This is a genomic window from Alginatibacterium sediminis, from assembly GCF_003610775.1.
Classification (GTDB): Bacteria; Pseudomonadota; Gammaproteobacteria; order Enterobacterales; family Celerinatantimonadaceae; genus Alginatibacterium; species Alginatibacterium sediminis.
This window is the reverse complement of sequence record NZ_RAQO01000011.1, coordinates 1-19,530: the sequence shown is the minus strand read 5'-3', so window position 1 is coordinate 19,530 and position 19,530 is coordinate 1. Positions and strand designations below refer to the sequence as shown.

Below are 19,530 nucleotides of genomic sequence, written 5' to 3'. Positions count from 1 at the left end.
CGCTACAAATTCTTGTTTAACTCGTACAATCCACGCTATTATGAAGCTTATTGAGAGTCAAAAGGTTTATTGTGATGATGACAATTTGGAGCAAGCTAAACGACACCGGGCTCAAATCTGAGCAAATAGCCTTTCAAATTCGGAGTCATATTGAAGCAGGATTACTCAAACCTGGTGACAAACTACCAACCCAACGTCGGTTGGCTGAGCACCTTGAAATAACGGTTGGTACTGTTACCCGAGCCTATGCGTTGGCCCATCAACAAGGTCTAGTAGAGACAAGAACCGGAAGTGGTAGTTATGTAAAATCCATACAAGCGCGTAGTCACTACTGGGGTGAGAAAAGACCGGATCAACAACATTTAGGCCTGTGGCAAAACACTGCTGTCGATATGCAGCGAGCCCCCAAACTACAAACCTTGTTTTCCAGCTACCTTGATCAAGACGATTACCTCGAAGAACTACTTGATGACGACTTTAGCCAAAGTCCGTTGCAAGCAAGGAAAACCCTATGCCAATGGATGCTAAATCATGGAATCAACATGCAGGAAGAGCATCTTTTCTTTAGCTACGGTGTACAGCACGGCTTAAACCTTTCCATATATGCCTTAGATTTAGTTGGAGAATCATTGTTGTGCGAAGCGCAGGTCTACCCTGGACTGATCACTTTAGCCAAACAGTTAAATATACGCTTATATCCAGTGCGCTTAGATGAAGATGGTCTTTGCCCTTATGACTTACAAACTCAGCTTGAGAAGCACCATTGTCGAGCAATCTATCTAACGCCAACCTTGCAAAACCCGACAACTGCGGTTATGCCATTAACCCGCAGACAACAAATCCTTGAGCTGTGCCAACAACATAAAGTGACCATCATTGAAGACGACGTATGCGGTTTGCTTCCGGCGAAACGCCCTACTAGTTTTATTAATCTTGACCCCGACAGTGTTATTCATTTAAATGGATTCTCTAAAGGAGCGCTCAAAGGTTTACGCTTTGGGTTTTTACATTGCCCTGCCTCAATGATAGAAAGCTTTAAATCAGCTATTCGTGCTAGCGCTTGGAATACTAGCCCTATGTTAGTTGACCTCGCCATGCAGTGGATTACGCGCGGATATGCAGACCAAGCACTTAAACAACAACGCGAGCTACTTCAACAACGCGCACAGCTATTGCGGCATATTCTAAAACCCTTTGACTATCACTATCATGACGGCAGCCTTCACGTTTGGCTGCGATTACCCGATATGTGGACCAGCCATAGCTTTGCAGCTCAAGCGAAGCTCAAAGGTGTTGAAGTAGCAGATGCGGAACATTTTTGTATTAATCGAAAATCAATACCAAATAATGTACGTTTATCTTTAGGGCAAGTGAAAAGCAATGTGGAGTTAGAGACGGCTCTATCAATTATCCAAGAGTTGCTTCTATCGCCCCCCGAAACAAAATTCGAATTGATGTAGCTAGAGCGTCATTTCATCTAACAAAAATCGCTTTGGCCTGTTCATCTCAGCAGCTATAGTGTTTTGACTTATAGGCATAAGGTCATCATTTGAATTATTTAGCACATTTTCACTTAGCCCAACGCACGCAGACTTCGATATCAGGGGCTCTACTTGGAGATTTTGTAAAGGCAGAACGTTGGCAACAGTTTAGCGATGATCAGGTATTCGGTATCAAGTTGCACCGATACATCGACAAAACGATAGATAAACAGTTAATCGATATTCAATTGATGAATAAGTTTACTCAAGGTCAGAGGCGCTATGCTGGTATTGTAATTGACCTCTATTTTGATCATTTACTTTGCAAGCATTGGGCACTATTCAATGCAGAGCCATTAGATCAAACAATCCAAAGTTATTACCTTAAGCTGAATCAGGAACTTAATCACATTGACAACTTACCGGTTCGCCTACCGCAAGTACTTAGTTCGATGCAGCACCACAATTGGTTATTGAGTTATAAAAACACCGGGGTCACTCGGCATGCACTTAAAAACATTGGTACTCGGCTTAAACGACCGGTCGCTTTAGAACTAATTTATGATGATGTGCTCGTACCTGAACATGAACATTTCGAAGCTGTGTTTCTCGAACAGTATCCTTGGTTGCTTCAACAGTGCATTGATTGGGTGGCTCATCAACAAGCTCAAGGAAAAGTTTAAAGACACCCAACAAAAAACAGCTCAAAACAATTAGTTAAGAGCTGCATAAATGTAGGACCTTGTCAGATGGTTCTGATCTTTTTATTGCTTAAACAATAGGAACGTAGCGTCTAAAACTGTTCTTCTTCTGTTGAACCGGTCAGTGCTGTTACCGATGAATTGCCACCTTGAATGACATTTGTCACGTGGTCAAAATAACCCGTACCAACTTCTTGTTGATGAGCTACAAAAGTGTAACCACGATCAGCCGCTTCAAACTCTTTTGCTTGTACCATATCCACGTAATGCTTCATGCCTTCACCTTGTGCATATTTATGGGAAAGCTCGAACATGTGGTACCACATGTTGTGAATACCAGCGAGAGTAATGAACTGGTATTTGTAGCCCATATCACTTAGCTCTTGTTGAAAACGCGCAATGGTGGCGTCATCTAAGTTTTTCTTCCAATTGAAGCTTGGAGAGCAATTGTAGGCAAGCAACTTACCAGGAAACTTAGCGTGAATTGCTTCAGCAAATTGACGAGCTTCATCCAGATCTGGCTTAGCCGTTTCGCACCAAACCATGTCTGCATATTCGCTGTAAGCCAATCCGCGAGAGATTGCTTGGTCAATACCGGCTCTTACTTTGTAAAAACCTTCAGCTGTGCGCTCACCCGTTGTAAATTCAGCATCGTACTCATCTACATCTGAGGTCAATAAGTCCGCGGCGTTTGCATCTGTACGGGCAATCACTAGTGTTGGAACGCCTGCTACGTCTGCAGCAAAACGGGCTGCAGTTAGTTTTTGGACTGCTTCTTGGGTTGGTACAAGAACCTTGCCACCCATATGGCCACATTTTTTAACCGACGCTAGTTGGTCTTCAAAGTGAACCCCAGCAGCTCCGGCGTTAATCATAGACTTCATAAGTTCGAAGGCATTAAGAACCCCGCCAAAACCGGCTTCAGCATCGGCAACAATAGGCAAATAGTAATCAATACCGCCATTTTCAGGGGACAGGCCATTTGACCACTGTATTTGGTCTGCACGCTTAAACGAGTTGTTAATACGCTCTACCACTTTTGGAACTGAGTCTACTGGGTACAGGCTTTGATCCGGATACATGCTAGCTGCCGAGTTATTGTCGGCCGCAACTTGCCAGCCTGACAAGTAAATAGCTTCTATACCGGCTTTTGCTTGTTGAACTGCTTGACCACCTGTGAGTGCGCCTAAACAATTCACATATCCTTTTTTGGCTTGTCCATTAATTAAAGACCAAAGTCTCTCGGCACCACGGCGAGCTATTGTATTTTCTGGAACAACTGAACCCCTTAGGTTTACAACTTCTTCCGCAGTATAAGTTCTTTTTACACCTTTCCAACGCGGATTCTCTTGCCAGTCCTTCTTTAAAGCTTGGATTTGTTGTTCTCTAGTTAAGCTCATGGTCCATTCCTTCCATTGCATGCTTGCTAAACACATGTTTTAAAACGGTCGTTTCAAACTCACAACCCACTCTTATAATTATTGATTTCGTGGGCGAGTTAGGCTTTGGTCAGCTATATTTATTAAAATGAATCTTAGTAAGATACCGCTTAAAACTTTCAAGAATCAGACATTTGTAACAGGGATTTCACAATTATCTACTTTACTCTTGTCAGAAATATCGTTGGTAATATAGTAGTCTTCTTGCCACTTAAGTAACCAACAACAGCCAACACCTCTTAAGTTCATGTTTTTTATATCATCGCACTTTTCATTTTGAAACTAATTTTTAAAGCTTTTACTCCAAAAACCAAACAATTCGACAACATTCCGTCCAAGCCCAAAGTATGAGTTGGTAGTTTAATTACGAATAAAAAGAACAAGGCTTACGTATGCGTATATTACGTTAAACACAACCCTATCGCTTACGTTAACGGAAGCCATTCTTGCAGCCCTAGCGTTTAAAACAGTTGTATAAATATAAGCTATTGAATTAAATAGATAGGAATAGAAATTCGTACGCGAGTTCAATGAACAAGAAATGGTCAATAAAAGACTGAATGAGGATAAAAAACTGAACCAAGTTGAGGTCTACAAGCGAGTAGGAGAAATAACAACAAAACCAAAACTCAGAGATCAGAGCAGCAATTTAGGATATACAAATAGAGAATTGTTAATTATGTGATATGTATCTCATTCATGTTTAGAGGGTTTACATGAATGAGATATTTATTTGGTGGGTATTAAAGCGCTTGTACTATATTCGATCTAGTTCAAATAATGCGAAACGGTGCTCTACGAAATCAAATATATTGTTGGCTAGACTTAGCTTGTAATATGCACGTGCTAGGGCTATATCCCCACGCTGCTGTGCCGACTTGGCCATGTAGAAATAAGCTTCACACAATCGTTCTGCCAGCTCTCTATTGTTTTGCTCAGAATTAAGAGCCGATTGTAAAAGCTCATTGTCACTAACTTGACCCGCATAATTTGCAACTAAATACCAAGCCCATTCGTTGCTGTCCCGGCCCTCAAGGTCATCCCTTAAGCTCGATAGCGCCAATTCGCTATCTTGTTGACTCAAGACTATGTAACGCCATAGAACCCGATAAGGGTCCTGAGGGTTCTCTTCATAGTAATATTCCATATCTTTAATCGCGAGCTCGGTTTTTTCTGCATAATACAAAGCCAACGCTCTATAAAAATATGAGAAAGCGTAGTCGGGTTGCAATTCAATGGCCGAGTCGAATGACTCGTATGCTTCATCAAAATTGCTTTCTAAAGTGGCATATAGACCCATGAAATTGTAAGCAGGTGCAAATGTTGGCTGTACTTGCAAAGCTCTTGCAAAGTCAAAGCGCGCAAGCGAACGTAAACCTGCGCGGTCAAATACCAGGCCGCGTTCGTAATATAGTTGAGCCACGTTCTCTTGCTCATACTCCCCACTGCTTAACATTTGTCCGAGCTTGGCCAGAGCAACTTCTGTTTCGTAGCTAACTTGCTCCGGAGTGGCTAACACTAACGTTGGAGCGACTGATTTTGGAGAGGTACATGCGACTAAACCGAATAGGCAAAGTCCAATAGCTAAAAATCTGGTTTTCAAATTCGTATTCCATTTTGATGAGTCGATCGTCAGTGCCACTCAACGACATAACTGTCAACCCTAGCAGGACTTCGCCTAATTAACTAGCTAGTGATAACATTTGCTATCACGCTACGGCCTTATTTCAACATGACAAACAACGACTAGCTTTCTGTATTTAGCTCGGGCAGTTGTTTAATTAGGTCATCGATTAACTTCATCTGTGCAAGGAAAGGTTCGAGTTGATGAAGCGGTAATGCGCTTGGGCCATCACATAAAGCGTTGTCTGGATCAGGGTGCGATTCCAAAAATAGTCCAGCAAGCCCAGTTGCCATTCCAGCTTTAGCAAGTTCTGTAACCTGCCCTCTGCGCCCCCCAGAAGCTGCGCCTCCAACATCTCTGCATTGCAAAGCATGAGTCACATCAAAAATCACCGGTAAGCCGGAACTTACTCGCTTCATGATCCCTATACCGAGCATGTCGACAACTAGATTGTCATAACCAAAATTAGAACCACGTTCACACAAAATTAGTTGGTCATTTCCACACTCTTTGAATTTATCTACAATATTTCCCATTTGGCTAGGGCTTAAAAATTGTGGTTTCTTGATATTGATAACCGCTCCAGTATCAGCCATTGCTTTAACCAAGTCAGTTTGTCGGGCCAGGAAAGCAGGCAACTGAATAACATCAACCACTTCAGCTACCGGCTGTGCTTGTTCAATTTCATGAATATCGGTGATGATCGGGCAGTTGAATGTTTGCTTTATTTCTTCAAAAATTCGCAAGCCTTGCTCAAGGCCTGGGCCACGATACGAATGTATTGAAGAGCGATTAGCTTTATCAAACGAGGCTTTAAAAACATAAGGAATACCGAGCTTCTCAGTCACTTTTACGTAATGCTCGGCAATAGACATTGCCATATCACGAGACTCAAGCACATTCATTCCTGCAAACAAGGTAAAAGGCTTTTCGTTTGAAACAGGAATATTTTTAACATTGATGGTGCGAGATAAAGTCATATGTTTCTCCGCATTTATAAACTGTGAAACAGCTTAAATTTGATTAATGAAGTGTCAAAGCCTGTGAGTCGAGCTCTGTAATTTGATGTTTAAGTATTTTTGACAAAGGATCATCAGGTCGTTGGTCAATAAAGTACTCGTAATCCGAAATGGCCATATTAAAGCATTCGAGCTGTTGATAGATAAATCCGCGATCACGAACTTCATCTGGATCGCCGGGTTTAAGCTTCAATAATACTGCGCAAACTTTAAGTGCTGACTCAAAGTTCTCTTCGCGGATAAAGCCTGCTTTAATCTCCATCAGCCAACGCTTTACAAATTGTTTGCTACTAATTGCTTCTAGATACTTGGGCTCTAATACCGTTAGGTTCCCTTTGATACCTCTAAGCTTGAGCTCCAGCTCAGCTTTACTCACCACTTTTCCAGTAAAGGGGTCAAAATAAAATCCACCCTTCGGAGAATCAACCAGTAAAATGAGTTGGCTAGGGAAGCTAATCGGGTCTATATCGAGGTCAAACTTACGCGCAAAATAGATAAAAAGTATCGCTAGTGCTGTTGAGTTTCCACTATGACTATCCATTACTTTAGGTAATAACAGATTATCGCTGTTGAAATAGTCTTGCCAATTACCACTAAATCCAAATTCGGTATAAAACATTTCAACCAACTGTTCAAAGCGCAGCTCTTCTTCATCAGCAACAATGTTGTTTTTTTTCCAGTTCAACCATAGATGGTGAAGTTGCTTACGAACCAACAGATACCCTTCGCCGGTTATCTCTTCAGTGAAGCCTAAAACTCTAAATAACAATGTGTATCCTCTTAACGCCATTAAGCGTTAATTCTAATCTATGAATTGTCCAACTGTGACTCGGGGATTTCCACCGAAGTCCAAGTGATTGCTTACATTTTTAAAGCCTGCAAATTGCATCCGCTCTGCAACTTGCTCGCTTTGCTGGAAGCCATGCTCTAACAAAAGCCATGCTCCGGGCTTTAAGAACAGCCGCGAGCGTTCAATAATAAGCTGTAAATCTGCATAACCCTGGTCAGCTGCACTTAGAGCTGAAGTTGGCTCAAAACGAACGTCACCTTGAGACAAATGCGGATCATCAGCATCTATATATGGAGGATTACTCACAATTAAGTCAAAACGGTCGTGATCTTTTGAACTTAAGATACTAAACCAATCACTTTGATGAAACTCAACATTAGAGATTTGATTACGATTGGCATTGGCATTGGCTAGTGTTATTACTTCTACAAAAAAGTCTAAGCCGAGAACTTTAGCATTTGGTAACTCTTTAGCAAGCGCTAGGGCGATGGCACCGGTTCCGGTTCCTAGATCGAGTATTTGCTGAGCTTGTGAACCCAGTTCAAGCGCAAGTTCTACCAATATTTCGGTATCAGCGCGTGGAATGAGTGTATGGCTGCTCACCAATAAATCTAAATCCCAAAATCCTTGATGGCCAACAATATATGCCACGGGTTCGCCATTGAGTCTTCGTTTTAACATAGACTCAAAACGCGTAGTTTGCTGCGGGCTCAATAGCTTCTCGGGCCAAGTCATGAGATAACTTCGCTCTACTTCTAAACAAGAACACAACAAATGACGAACATCAACTCTGGGACTGATCAGTTCACTTGCCAGATCTGCAAGCTGATTTTCACCAAATGCTAAGGCTTGTTCAATGTTCAGATTAGCTTTCACTTTCGGCAAGCGCTGCAAGTTGATCCGCTTGATATTCTTGCAAAATCGGCTCTAGCAACGCATTAAGATCGCCTTCCATTACATCAGCTAATCTATAAAGCGTTAAATTGATACGATGGTCTGAAACACGACCTTGTGGGTAGTTATAAGTTCTAATTCGTTCGCTTCGATCGCCACTTGCGACTAATTCACGACGCATCGAATTTTCTTCAGAACGACGACGCTCGTCCTCTGCGGCTTGTAGACGTGCAGCAAGTACCGACATCGCTTTGGCTCGGTTCTTATGTTGCGAACGCTCTTCTTGACACTCAACAACTAGGCCACTAGGTAAGTGAGTCAATCGGATAGCAGAGTCAGTTTTGTTGACGTGCTGCCCACCAGCTCCAGAAGCACGGAAGGTATCCACTTTTAGGTCCGCTGTATTGATTTTGATTTGCTCAGCCTCTGGTATCTCGGGCAATACTGCAACTGTGCATGCCGAGGTATGAATTCGACCTTGAGATTCGGTTTCTGGTACCCGCTGTACTCGGTGACCGCCAGATTCGAACTTCATCAAGCGATAAACGTCCTCGCCATCAATCTTAACAATTACCTCTTTGTAGCCTCCATGTTCACCGTCATTGCTGGTAACAATGGAGTTTCTCCAACCTTGTTTTTCACTATATCGAGTATACATACGATATAGATCACCGGCAAAAATAGCCGCTTCATCCCCACCTGCTCCAGCGCGAATTTCTAAGAAAACACTTCGCGAATCATTTGGGTCTCGAGGTAAAAGTAAAAGCTGAAGCTCTTCACTGAGTAACTTAATAGAAGCTTTTGCGCTGTCAATTTCTAATGCTGCCATCTCGCGCATTTCGGCATCATCATCTGCGAGCATTTCTTTCGCTGATTCCATGTCTTCAGCGGCACCCTGATAGCGTTCAAAGCATTGTACAATTTCTTCAAGTTGAGAGTATTCTTTAGTCAGACCCCGAAATTTATTTTGGTCACTTATAATTTCAGGTTCACCCAACAAGACTTGCACCTCTTGGTAGCGCTCTTGCAGTGTTTCTAATTTGGTAATAATTGATGCTTTCATGAATACTCTCTGTAGGCTAGCCACACGTGTAGCTAACAATTTATATTACTTGCGTAAGCCAATGACATCGCGAATAACCGCAAGTTCATCAATACGTCCATCTCTTCCGGCACGATTAATGGCCAGGGTAGGCGCATGGATTAATCGATTAGTTAACTTAAACGCCAACTCATGAACGACGTCTTGCGGGTCTTTGCCGTTGTTTAAAGCTTCAATAGCCTTATCAACGGCCTCATCGCGAATTTGCTCACTATCACTTCGGTAATCTTTGACGGTCGCAACCGATACTAAGGAGCGCTGCCAAGCACAAAATTCTTCTGCTTGTTCGATGACAATCGATTGCGCCTCTTTTGCTGCAATTGCTCTAGATTCTAAATTTTGCTCAACAATGCCTTGCAGGTCATCTACGGTATAAAGGTAGGCATCATTTAAACTATCAACTTGCGCTTCTATATCACGAGGCACGGCAATATCAACAAAGAACATCGGTCGATAACGACGTGCTTTTAATGCTGTTTCCACCATACCTTTACCAATAATTGGCAAAGGACTCGCTGTTGAACTAATTACAATATCAGCACTGGCTAAATGATCGGGTATGGCATTAAGTGCAATCATTTGCGCCCCAAAGGCGTCCGCTAAAGGTTTCGCTCTTGCCACCGTGCGATTGGCTACAATCATCTGAGTCACTCCTTGATCAAACAGATGCTTAGCCACTAATTCTATGGTTTCACCAGCGCCAACAAGTAATACTTTTGACTGACTTAAATCGGCAAAGATGCTTTTTGCCAAGCTCACTGCCGCAAATGCAACTGAAACAGCGTTTACGCCAATCTCTGTTTCAGTTCGAATCCGTTTCGCAGCAGTAAATGAATGCTGAAACCAGCGCTCAAGTACAGAACTAACCGCTCCCGCTTCTTTTGCTTCGGCAAACGATTGTTTCACTTGCCCTAAAATTTGTGGCTCACCAAGGATTAATGAGTCTAATCCAGCAGAAACACGCATTAAATGTTCAACGGCTTGCTGATCTTCATAGATATATAAACTTGGACGCAGTGAATCTAGCTCAATATTTTTGTGCTGACACAACCATTGCAATACAGTTTCTTTATCTAAATTAACTGCACTTAGGTATAATTCTGTACGATTACAGGTTGAAACAATGACTAGCTCTGAATTTAGGGTGCGCGCGCCCTCAAGCAGCGCTTGTTGTACTTGCTCGGGATCAAAAGCAACACTTTCGCGTATCGCAACTGGTGCCGTTTTGTGATTAAGCCCAAGGGCCAACAAACTCATAAAAACTTAGCTATTTCGAATCATTAGAAGACTAGTCGCGAATTGTAAGGGATAGCGCGCCTAAATAAAAGAACTTCACCCTATCGCGTGGTCTTGTTATAAATAGCTCCAGACCTCAAACAGAACTTGGAACAAACATGCGCTTTTCATGGGTTGTTGTTTTACTTAGCTTAATGCTTGCTGCTTGTAGCCAACAGCCAAAGCCAACGGACGCAGTAAGTGTCTGGAAAAACCATCAACAACAATTGGAAACATTAAATCAATGGCAACTTAGGGGAAAAGTAGCCGTAATAGAAGCAGATAAGCGTCAAAGTGCCAATATGGTCTGGACACAACAAGGTGAGCAACTTGCAATGCAATTACTTGGTCCCCTCGGCGCTGAAGCCTTGAGTCTAGAATTTAGTCCAGGAAACCTTGAAATTAAAGCTGGCGAACAACGCTACAGCGGAGCTAACGACCCCGAACTACAGCTCCAGCAAATGACCGGTTGGTCAGTGCCACTAGCTGATTTACCGCGTTGGTTAATTGGACTACCGGATACAGAACAATACCTACTAAACGACCAAAACCGAGTCTCTGAATTTGTCAGTGCTCAACAATGGCTCATTGCTTACCCTAGCTATATGCAAGTTGGCGAGCTCATTCTTCCTCGGCAAATCAACGTTGAAACTCCCAAAGGTCAGTTAAAAATTCGGATCAACCAGTGGCAAATAAATGACGACTAACTTAAATGACATCGAATGGATCGCTCCGGCAAAACTAAATCTTTTCCTATACATAAATGGTCAACGCAGTGATGGTTACCATGAGCTACAAACGCTTTTCCAATTTCTTGAGTTTGGCGACCGATTACGTTTTGAAGCACGCAAAGACGACAAAATTATAGTTGAACCCGCTATTGAAGGTGTGGCCAATAGTGACAACCTTTGTGTTAAGGCCGCTCGCCTTTTGCAACGCAAGCTAGGTTTGAATCAAGGTGTCACCATCCATTTAGACAAACAGCTACCTATGGGAGGAGGTTTAGGCGGTGGTAGTTCAAATGCCGCCACTTGTCTTGTGGTTCTCAATCGTCTATGGCGGGGCAACTTGAGTCTCGATGAACTCGCGAAATTGGGATTGAGCTTAGGAGCTGATATACCAATTTTCGTACACGGTTTTGCCGCATTTGCACAAGGCGTCGGAGACAAATTAGAAAAGGTAAAGCTGAAAACACCCTGGTATTTGGTGGTAGCACCAAAGGTCCATGTCGCCACTGCTGCTGTTTTTGGCGCCAAAGATCTTAAGCGGGATACACCTAAAAGAAGCTGGGAAAAACTAAAATCAAGCACTTGGGGCAATGATTGTGAAGAATTTGTCCTCAAAACGCATCCCGAGGTTGCACAGGCTTTATACTGGTTGCTAGAATATGCGCCATCTCGAATGACTGGAACCGGTGCATGTGTCTTTGCAGAATTTAAAGACCAGGCGTCGGCGCTGCAGGTAATGGAAAAGCTACCAGCAACGTGGACAAGTTTTGTTGCAAAAGCTTCGAACATAAGCCCCTTGCACCATCAGTTGACCTTAAGCCTTTCGTGAGGCAACTGCGTAATCAAGGAAGTGAACGCAATGCTAAACCCCGAATTTGAATCGACTCTAACTGAGGTTTCGAACGTGCCTGACATGAAGCTCTTCGCTGGTAATGCAACACCTGAACTCGCTCAACGTATTGCGGACCGCCTATACACTAATCTAGGCGATATTCTTGTTGATCGTTTTAGTGACGGTGAAATTTGCGTACAGATCAACGAAAACGTACGTGGTGGCGATGTATTCGTCCTCCAATCCACTTGTGCTCCAACAAACGATAACTTGATGGAACTTATCGTTATGGTTGATGCTCTACGCCGCGCTTCCGCTGGACGTATCACTGCCGTTATCCCTTACTTTGGATATGCTCGCCAAGATCGCCGCCCACGCAGCGCTAGGGTTCCAATTACAGCAAAAGTTGTAGCGGATTTCCTATCTAGCGTAGGTGTTGACCGCGTTCTTACGGTAGATTTACACGCAGAACAAATCCAAGGTTTCTTCGACGTGCCTGTTGATAACGCTTTTGGTAGTCCGGTGTTGCTGCAAGACATGCTCGACAAGAATCTAGAGCGTCCGGTAGTTGTATCTCCTGATATCGGTGGTGTTGTTCGTGCTCGCGCCGTTGCAAAAATGCTTAACGATAGTGACCTAGCAATTATCGATAAACGTCGTCCTCGTGCAAATGTTGCCCAAGTGATGAATATTATTGGTGATGTTGATGGCCGTGATTGCATCATGGTTGATGACATGATCGACACGGGTGGTACGCTTTGTCAGGCAGCTGCTGCGTTAAAAGAGAAAGGTGCAAAACGCGTGTTTGCTTACGCTACGCACCCTGTATTTTCTGGTAATGCACCGCATAATATTACTAACTCGCTACTTGACGAAGTCATCGTCACCGACTCAATTCCATTGAGTGCAGACATGCAAAAAGTAGAAAAAGTACGCATGCTATCACTAGCTCCTATGCTAGCTGAGGCAATACGTCGCGTTAGCAACGAAGAGTCTATTTCGGCAATGTTCTAAGCCCAAACAGCTCTCGATTAAAAAACGCCGCTTTTAGCGGCGTTTTTTATTGGCAGTCGTACCAGTCGATGGTAGAATGCCGCGCCTTGAAAATCTAAGATTAGGCTTTCAAGCATACAACCCGATTTTTGGTCGCAAGAAACCGGGATATTCTTTTTTTGGAGAAACAAAATGTCAGATTTTACATTGAACGCAGAAGTCCGTACCGATTTAGGGAAAGGTGCGAGCCGCCGCCTACGTCACACGGATAAAGTTCCTGCGATCGTATATGGTGCCGGTAAAGAACCTGTATCTATTACTCTTGAGCACAAATCGGTTATTAAAGCTACTGAAGCTGAAGCCTTTTACTCAAGCATCATCACTCTAAACATCGCTGGTGAAGACACTCAAGTATTGTTGAAAGATATGCAACGTCACGCGTTCAAGCCTAAGGTAAACCACCTTGACTTCCTACGTGTTGATGCATCAGTTGAAATTCAAACTAATGTACCTTTGCATTTCATCAACGAAGATTCTGCTGAAGCAGTTAAAAACGGTGGTAAACCTCATCACCTAGCAACTGACATCGTAATCAGCTGTCTTCCAAAAGACTTGCCTGAATTCATCGAAGTTGACGTATCTGCAGCACTGTTAGACAGCGCTCTACACCTATCAGATGTTAAACTACCTGCAGGCGTTGTATCGCTAGAATTGTCAAAAGGCGACGATCACGACCAAGCTATCTTCGTGATTAATACTCCTAAAGGTGTTGACGATTCAGAAGCTGATGCAAGTGCTCCTGAAGCTGACGCCGAATAACTTCGGTTATTAAATAAAAGTGGCGTCTTCTATTCGCTTACTTGTGGGCCTGGCAAATCCAGGCCCTGAATATCAAAACACGCGACACAATGCAGGTGCTTGGCTAGTTAGTGAGTTAGCTCGGCTACACAACACCCCCCTCAAAACCGAATCAAAATTTTTTGGTCAGTGTGCGCGCATTCAAATGGGGTCTAATGAAGTTCGACTTCTAATCCCAACAACCTATATGAATCTAAGTGGCAAGTCAGTTAGTGCCTTAGCTAAGTTTTATCAAATTGCACCAGAAGAAATAATGGTCGCACATGATGAACTCGACTTATCTCCAGGTGTCGCTCGCTTTAAACAAGGTGGCGGGCACGGCGGGCATAATGGACTTCGCGACATTATTAGCAAACTAGGTAACGACAAGAATTTTTATCGCTTGCGGATAGGCATAGGCCACCCTGGACACAAAGACCGAGTTGTCGGCTATGTTCTGGGCAGAGCTCCTCAAGCAGAGCAACAGCTTATCGATGCAGCCGTTGATGAAGCAGCACGAAGTTTCGACTTACTGCTTCAAGATTCACTGAGTAAAGCGATGAATCGCCTGCATACGTTTAAAGCTATCTAAACTTTAAGGGTAAGACTATGGGTTTTAAATGTGGCATTGTGGGCTTACCCAATGTTGGAAAATCAACACTATTCAACGCCTTGACACAAGCGGGCATTGAAGCAGCAAACTTTCCATTTTGTACGATCGAACCAAATACTGGTGTTGTTCCTGTTCCAGATTTACGTCTTGATGCGCTTGCTGAAATCGTGAATCCTCAGCGTATCTTGCCGACAACCATGGAATTCGTTGATATTGCTGGCTTGGTTGCTGGAGCGTCTAAAGGTGAAGGCTTAGGTAACAAATTCTTAGCTAACATCCGCGAAACCGATGCCATTGGTCATGTGGTTCGTTGTTTTGAAAACGACAACATTGTTCACGTGAGTGGAAAAGTAGATCCCGCTGAAGACATTGATACAATCAATACCGAGCTAGCCTTAGCTGATTTGGAAACTTGTGAAAAAGCAATGATACGAGTTGGTAAGCGCGCCAAAGGTGGTGATAGCGAAGCCAAATTCGAACTAGCGGTACTCACGAGAGTTTTGGCCCATCTTGAAGCCGATGAAATGATTCGTAGTCTGGATTTAAGCAAGGAAGAATTTGCAGCGATTGGCTATATGAACTTTCTTACCGCAAAGCCTACCATGTATATTGCCAATGTGAATGATGATGGCTTTGAGAACAATCCATTTCTTGACACTGTAAGAGATATCGCAAGCAAAGAAAATGCTGTTGTGGTTGCGGTATGTGCCGAAATAGAAAGCGAAATTGCAGAACTTGAAGCTGAAGATAAAGCCGAATTCATGCAAGATATGGGCATTGAAGAGCCTGGCTTGAATCGGGTGATTCGCTCAGGCTATGAGCTATTAAACCTACAGACTTACTTTACCGCAGGGGTAAAAGAAGTTCGAGCATGGACTGTCGCTATCGACGCTACCGCCCCACAAGCTGCAGGTGTGATCCACACGGACTTTGAACGCGGCTTCATCCGAGCAGAAGTCATCGCCTATGATGATTACATACAATTTCGCGGCGAAAGCGGTGCTAAAGAAGCAGGTAAATGGCGACAAGAAGGTAAGGCTTATCATGTAGCAGATGGTGACGTTATCCACTTCTTGTTTAACGTTTAATTTGTAAACAGCTAAGCACGACTACCGTAAAACACAGATTTATGTTAAAAAGCTCTGATTCTTATCAGGGCTTTTTTATTGAATGCGAAATAAAACACCAACTCTCGATGATGTTGCTAAGCTCGCTGGGGTTTCGCGCATTACCGCTTCACGCTATTTTCGTCAACCTGAAAAGCTCCGGTCGACAACTCAGGCTAAAGTGGCAAAGGCTATTGCCGATTTAGGCTTCTCACCAAATCTAGCTGCTAGCGCGCTAGCAGGACAACCCAGCAAGATGGTACTTGCCTTAGTCTCCGCCTTAAGTAATCCTTTGTTTGCAAGCTTGGTTTCAGCCATGCAATCCAAGCTCGCAGAACACGGCCTACATTTGCTTATTGCCGATACTCAATATGACCCCGACCAAGAGTTCCAACTATTACTTGAGCTCTTAGGCCGTCGCCCAGACGGTATTTTACTGAGTACCATTTTTCATAGCCCCAAAACCCATAAGTTACTACTTCAATCCGCTATCCCCGTGGTAGAAGTTTGGGACTATCCAGATTCTGGTGTCGCCATCAACAGCGCCGTTGGATTTTCAAATCACGAAATTGGCTATATTGCCGCCAAACACTTGTGTCTAGGGCCAAACCCAAAAGCCGTTTTTTGCGGCGCCAATGATGAGCGTGACGAATGGCGCTGGCGAGGCTTTACCCAAGGATGCAATGAACTAGGTGCGCCACCTCCACAGCGTTACGAGCTTCCACTGCTACCGGACATAGCTCAAGGGAAGACAGCTCTTAAACAATTACTGGCTAATCAACATGACTTCAATGCTATATTTTTTACCAACGACTTACCTGCAATTGGCGCTGTTCAACTGGCAAATGAACTCGGTATTCAACTGCCCAATCAACTTAGGATCTGTGGATTTGGCAACACTGAATTTGCGGCTCACCTTCAGCCATCACTAAGCAGTATTTCCGTGCCCATAGAGCAGATAGGTAAACAAGCCGTTAGCGAGCTTATCAATATGCTAAATGGCAAAGCGCCGCAAATGCATAAACTGCCAGCAAGCTTGATCCAAGGCCAAAGCTCTTAGTTAAGAACTAAGCAGTTGCGTATGTCTGATTAACACAATGCCATTACTACCCACCATTTGAGTGCTTTGTGATGGTGCTTATCTAACAACGCTGATTATCCGCTGTTACAAATACGTGCCAATTTAAATCATTATTGAACTTTACAATGACAGCATTTTACACTTTAATGGTAGCGCTATCATTTAGACCTAAAGGCATCTTTTCATACTCGCGAGCCTTTATAATTTAACTAACATATGTAGGGATTTGGTTTGACAAGCAGCGATATTTTGAAGGCCAGCAATGCGCTAATATTACAACTTGTACCTGATTATATTCAAAACCTAGAAGCTTATCAGTCTGCAAGGCGCATTGGTGGTAAAGGACGCTATTGGCTAAATGCCAACGAACTAGCCAATTCGCCTCTTGGGCATTTGCACACCAGCGAGTTGAATCGATATCCGGATTTTTTACCCGACCAATTGGCCCAAACTTACGCAACTTACGCCAAGCTTCCGGCTGAATACTGTTTAGCTACACGCGGTGCCGATGAAGCCATTGAACTGTTAACTCGCTGCTATAGCCATGCTCATGGTAAGCATGTGGTAATTAGCTCTCCAAGCTACGGAATGTATCAGTTCTGTGCTCAGGCGAATAACAGCAAGCTCTATGACATTCCGTTGAAAAACAGCTTCTCGTGGGACATTGATGCATTAATAAGCCAGGCCCAGAATTCCAGCATTATTTTTATCTGTTCTCCTAATAACCCAAGCGGCAATGCCATAGAAAAACACGAACTAGAGCGCCTATTAAGTCACACTCATGATCATTGCCTTGTGGTTGTCGATGAAGCGTATTTGGAGTTTTGTCCACAGCAAGAGTTTGTGGAACTTTTGAATAATTACCCGAATCTTATGTTGATTCGAACCTTATCGAAGGCATTCGGCCTAGCTTCACTTAGAGTAGGCTTTTTGTTAGCCAACCCAATACTATTGCAAACCGTGCGTAAACTAATCGCGCCCTATCCAATACCCGATCCAAGCGCCCAGATAGCGATTCAGGCACTAAGTTCTTTAAACTTGAGTACCGTCCAAGATTCTACCTACTGTCTAAATCGACGCCGAGACCAATTCTCGCATCAATTATCGAACATAGCCTGTGTTGAGAAAGTCTTCCCCTCGTCCACTAACTTTGTATTAGTTCGAGTCAAACAGCCGAGTCCTAACCATTGTTTTTCTTTTCTGCGAGAACAGCAAATTGTGGCACGCAATCAAAGCCACGAGCCGAGTTTAGCCAACTGTATTCGCATTTCTATTGGGCAGCAGCACGAGCTTGACGCTGTTATTGCGGCCTTTCAAAAATATAACCAAAATCAAAGCAATTAAAACAAGTTTATCCATTAGCGAACCTCTAACACCAACAAGGAATGTTTATTATGAGAATTAAGTCCAAACTTTTAATACTTACCTCACTACTAAGTTTGAGCGCTTTCAGCAGCGCTCAAAACGTAAAATTAGCTTCAGATTTCACCTATCCACCATTTAACTACATGGATGAGAACCGCAACCCTGTTGGTTTTGACATAGAAATCGCGGACGCACTATGCCAACAAGCTAAACTAGAGTGTGAGTGGGTTACACAAGATTGGGACGGTTTGATCCCAGGCTTATTAGCACGTAAGTTCGATGTAATTATGGCTTCAATGCGCATTACTGAAGACCGTAAAAAGAAGGTATTATTTACCGATAAATATTACCAAACCCCAGCTCGCTTCGTCTCTGCCAAGGGCCAATTAACAACCGTCGATGAAAATAGCTTGAAAGGTTTAACGATTGGTGTGCAGCGCGGTACCATTCACGACAACTATGTGAGAGACAAGTTCGCAAATGTTGCCACGATCAAGACCTATACTGGGCAAGATGAAGTATTCACAGATCTCACACAGCAACGATTAGATGTGATCTTTGGAAACTCTGACCAACTAGCTTTAGCCTTTCTTGAAAAAGAAATGGGCCAAAACTTCGAATTCGTGGGTGAGCCGGTGACCGATAAGGCTTATATTGGCGAAGGTACTGCACTAGCGCTCCGTCAACGCGACAATGAGCTTGCGGCTAAGTTTAATCAAGCTATTGTTGATATACGAGCTAACGGCACTTATCAAAAAATAGCCGATAAATACTTCAGCTTTGACATCTATGGTGAATAGTTTGTTACTTTATCTACGTTCTTGCCAAGGATGCGTTTAGAAAGTAGCCAAACACGTTTTTTTAGCGTGTAATGCACAAAAAAACGGTTGACGCTCCCAAAGCAGATACGCATAATACGCGCCGCAACGACGCAAAGCGTTGATGCGTTGGCTATGTAGCTCAGCTGGTTAGAGCACAGCACTCATAATGCTGGGGTCGCAGGTTCAAGTCCCGCCATAGCCACCAACTCTTTTGTTTAGTTTTCTAGACTCAAGGGTACAATGCGGAAGTGGTGAAATTGGTAGACACGCTGGATTTAGGTTCCAGTGCTTCACGGCGTGAGAGTTCAAGTCTCTCCTTCCGCACCATTGTAGGGATATCGCCAAGCGGTAAGGCAGCGGCTTTTGATGCCGCCATTCGTAGGTTCAAATCCTGCTATCCCTGCCAACCTTTTGCTAGGTTGTAAAATATAAGTATGGGAGAGACTTTTTGATGCGCGTTATGTCGTAGGTTCAAATCCTGCTATCCCTGCCAACCTTTTGCTAGGTTGTAAAATATAAGTATGGGAGAGACTTTTTGATGCGCGTTATGTCGTAGCTTCAAATCCTGCTATCCCTGCCGACCTTTTGCTAGGTTGTAAAATATAAGTATGGGAAAGACTTTTTGATGCGCGTTATGGCGTAGATTCAAATTCTGCTATCCCTGACAATCTTTTTCTTTGATTTCATTCGAAGTAAAAGGCAACGAGTTAGCATTCTCGTAAAACGATGCATTGTGTAGGGATATCGCCAAGCGGTAAGGCAGCGGCTTTTGATGCCGCCATTCGTAGGTTCAAATCCTGCTATCCCTGCCAACCTTTTGCTTGGTTGT

General features: G+C 43.4%; 18 protein-coding genes and 4 tRNA genes. 15 read left to right on the top strand and 7 right to left on the bottom strand.

Annotated features, from left to right (window positions below):
* The first annotated feature begins 74 nt into the window (after nt 1-74).
* Nucleotides 75-1,460 (top strand): aminotransferase-like domain-containing protein, encoded by a 1,386-nt coding sequence (locus DBZ36_RS18665; RefSeq protein WP_120356502.1) that lies wholly within the window; start codon nt 75-77, stop codon nt 1,458-1,460.
* A gap of 89 nt (nt 1,461-1,549) precedes the next feature.
* Nucleotides 1,550-2,164, top strand: a complete 615-nt coding sequence (locus DBZ36_RS18660; RefSeq protein WP_120356501.1) for an acyl carrier protein phosphodiesterase — start codon at nt 1,550-1,552, stop codon at nt 2,162-2,164.
* A 110-nt stretch (nt 2,165-2,274) separates the two neighbouring features.
* Here the strand turns inward: DBZ36_RS18660 and aceA are convergent, their stop codons facing one another.
* The 7 genes from aceA to hemA all read right to left on the bottom strand — a co-directional run bounded on the left by aceA (nt 2,275) and on the right by hemA (nt 10,307).
* The gene (aceA, locus tag DBZ36_RS18655) at nt 2,275-3,582 is read right to left on the bottom strand and encodes an isocitrate lyase (protein ID WP_120356500.1); all 1,308 of its coding nucleotides are present in this window, start codon (nt 3,580-3,582) and stop codon (nt 2,275-2,277) included.
* A 796-nt stretch (nt 3,583-4,378) separates the two neighbouring features.
* Nucleotides 4,379-5,224 carry a lipoprotein NlpI gene (nlpI, locus tag DBZ36_RS18650; RefSeq protein WP_120356499.1) on the bottom strand — a complete coding sequence of 282 codons (846 nt, stop codon included), beginning with the start codon at nt 5,222-5,224 and terminating at the stop codon, nt 4,379-4,381.
* 143 nt (nt 5,225-5,367) lie between these two features.
* On the bottom strand, nt 5,368-6,225 hold the full coding sequence (gene kdsA / locus DBZ36_RS18645; protein ID WP_120356498.1) for a 3-deoxy-8-phosphooctulonate synthase: 858 nt from the start codon (nt 6,223-6,225) through the stop codon (nt 5,368-5,370).
* A 43-nt stretch (nt 6,226-6,268) separates the two neighbouring features.
* Complete coding sequence (locus tag DBZ36_RS18640) at nt 6,269-7,033, bottom strand: SirB1 family protein (protein ID WP_158589147.1); 765 nt, start codon at nt 7,031-7,033, stop codon at nt 6,269-6,271.
* Between the two features lie 33 nt (nt 7,034-7,066).
* Entirely contained in the window at nt 7,067-7,930 is an 864-nt protein-coding gene (gene prmC, locus DBZ36_RS18635; RefSeq protein WP_233558185.1) for a peptide chain release factor N(5)-glutamine methyltransferase, read from the bottom strand.
* Nucleotides 7,920-9,011: a peptide chain release factor 1 gene (prfA, locus tag DBZ36_RS18630; RefSeq protein ID WP_120356496.1), complete on the bottom strand. Its 1,092-nt coding sequence runs from the start codon at nt 9,009-9,011 to the stop codon at nt 7,920-7,922. The genes prmC and prfA overlap by 11 nt, the downstream gene beginning before the upstream one ends.
* A 45-nt stretch (nt 9,012-9,056) precedes the next feature.
* Nucleotides 9,057-10,307 carry a glutamyl-tRNA reductase gene (gene hemA / locus DBZ36_RS18625; protein WP_120356495.1) on the bottom strand — a complete coding sequence of 417 codons (1,251 nt, stop codon included), beginning with the start codon at nt 10,305-10,307 and terminating at the stop codon, nt 9,057-9,059.
* 137 nt (nt 10,308-10,444) lie between these two features.
* Here hemA and lolB point away from each other — a divergent pair, with 137 nt between their 5' ends.
* The 13 genes from lolB (at nt 10,445) to DBZ36_RS18560 (ending at nt 19,513) form a co-directional block, all read left to right on the top strand.
* The gene (gene lolB / locus DBZ36_RS18620) at nt 10,445-11,032 is read left to right on the top strand and encodes a lipoprotein insertase outer membrane protein LolB (RefSeq protein ID WP_120356494.1); all 588 of its coding nucleotides are present in this window, start codon (nt 10,445-10,447) and stop codon (nt 11,030-11,032) included.
* Entirely contained in the window at nt 11,022-11,882 is an 861-nt protein-coding gene (ispE, locus tag DBZ36_RS18615) for a 4-(cytidine 5'-diphospho)-2-C-methyl-D-erythritol kinase (RefSeq protein ID WP_120356493.1), read from the top strand. Before lolB ends, ispE begins: the two co-directional genes overlap by 11 nt.
* 75 nt (nt 11,883-11,957) lie before the next feature.
* Nucleotides 11,958-12,899, top strand: a complete 942-nt coding sequence (locus DBZ36_RS18610) for a ribose-phosphate pyrophosphokinase (RefSeq protein WP_120356516.1) — start codon at nt 11,958-11,960, stop codon at nt 12,897-12,899.
* Nucleotides 12,900-13,070: 171 nt separating this feature from the next.
* Nucleotides 13,071-13,697, top strand: coding sequence for a 50S ribosomal protein L25/general stress protein Ctc (locus DBZ36_RS18605; RefSeq protein WP_120356492.1), 627 nt, complete (start codon nt 13,071-13,073; stop codon nt 13,695-13,697).
* A gap of 19 nt (nt 13,698-13,716) precedes the next feature.
* On the top strand, nt 13,717-14,307 hold the full coding sequence (gene pth / locus DBZ36_RS18600; RefSeq protein WP_120356491.1) for an aminoacyl-tRNA hydrolase: 591 nt from the start codon (nt 13,717-13,719) through the stop codon (nt 14,305-14,307).
* 17 nt (nt 14,308-14,324) lie between these two features.
* Nucleotides 14,325-15,416, top strand: a complete 1,092-nt coding sequence (gene ychF, locus DBZ36_RS18595) for a redox-regulated ATPase YchF (RefSeq protein ID WP_120356490.1) — start codon at nt 14,325-14,327, stop codon at nt 15,414-15,416.
* An 82-nt stretch (nt 15,417-15,498) separates the two neighbouring features.
* Nucleotides 15,499-16,494 (top strand): LacI family DNA-binding transcriptional regulator, encoded by a 996-nt coding sequence (locus tag DBZ36_RS18590; RefSeq protein WP_120356489.1) that lies wholly within the window; start codon nt 15,499-15,501, stop codon nt 16,492-16,494.
* Nucleotides 16,495-16,746: 252 nt separating this feature from the next.
* Nucleotides 16,747-17,859 (top strand): histidinol-phosphate transaminase, encoded by a 1,113-nt coding sequence (gene hisC / locus DBZ36_RS18585; RefSeq protein WP_120356488.1) that lies wholly within the window; start codon nt 16,747-16,749, stop codon nt 17,857-17,859.
* Between the two features lie 50 nt (nt 17,860-17,909).
* Nucleotides 17,910-18,680, top strand: a complete 771-nt coding sequence (locus DBZ36_RS18580; RefSeq protein ID WP_120356487.1) for an ABC transporter substrate-binding protein — start codon at nt 17,910-17,912, stop codon at nt 18,678-18,680.
* Nucleotides 18,681-18,829: 149 nt separating this feature from the next.
* A tRNA-Met gene (locus DBZ36_RS18575) sits at nt 18,830-18,906 on the top strand.
* Between the two features lie 37 nt (nt 18,907-18,943).
* Nucleotides 18,944-19,028, top strand: a tRNA-Leu gene (locus DBZ36_RS18570).
* Nucleotides 19,029-19,032: 4 nt separating this feature from the next.
* A tRNA-Gln gene (locus tag DBZ36_RS18565) sits at nt 19,033-19,107 on the top strand.
* 331 nt (nt 19,108-19,438) lie between these two features.
* Nucleotides 19,439-19,513: transfer RNA gene (locus DBZ36_RS18560), tRNA-Gln, on the top strand.
* Nucleotides 19,514-19,530 lie beyond the last annotated feature (17 nt).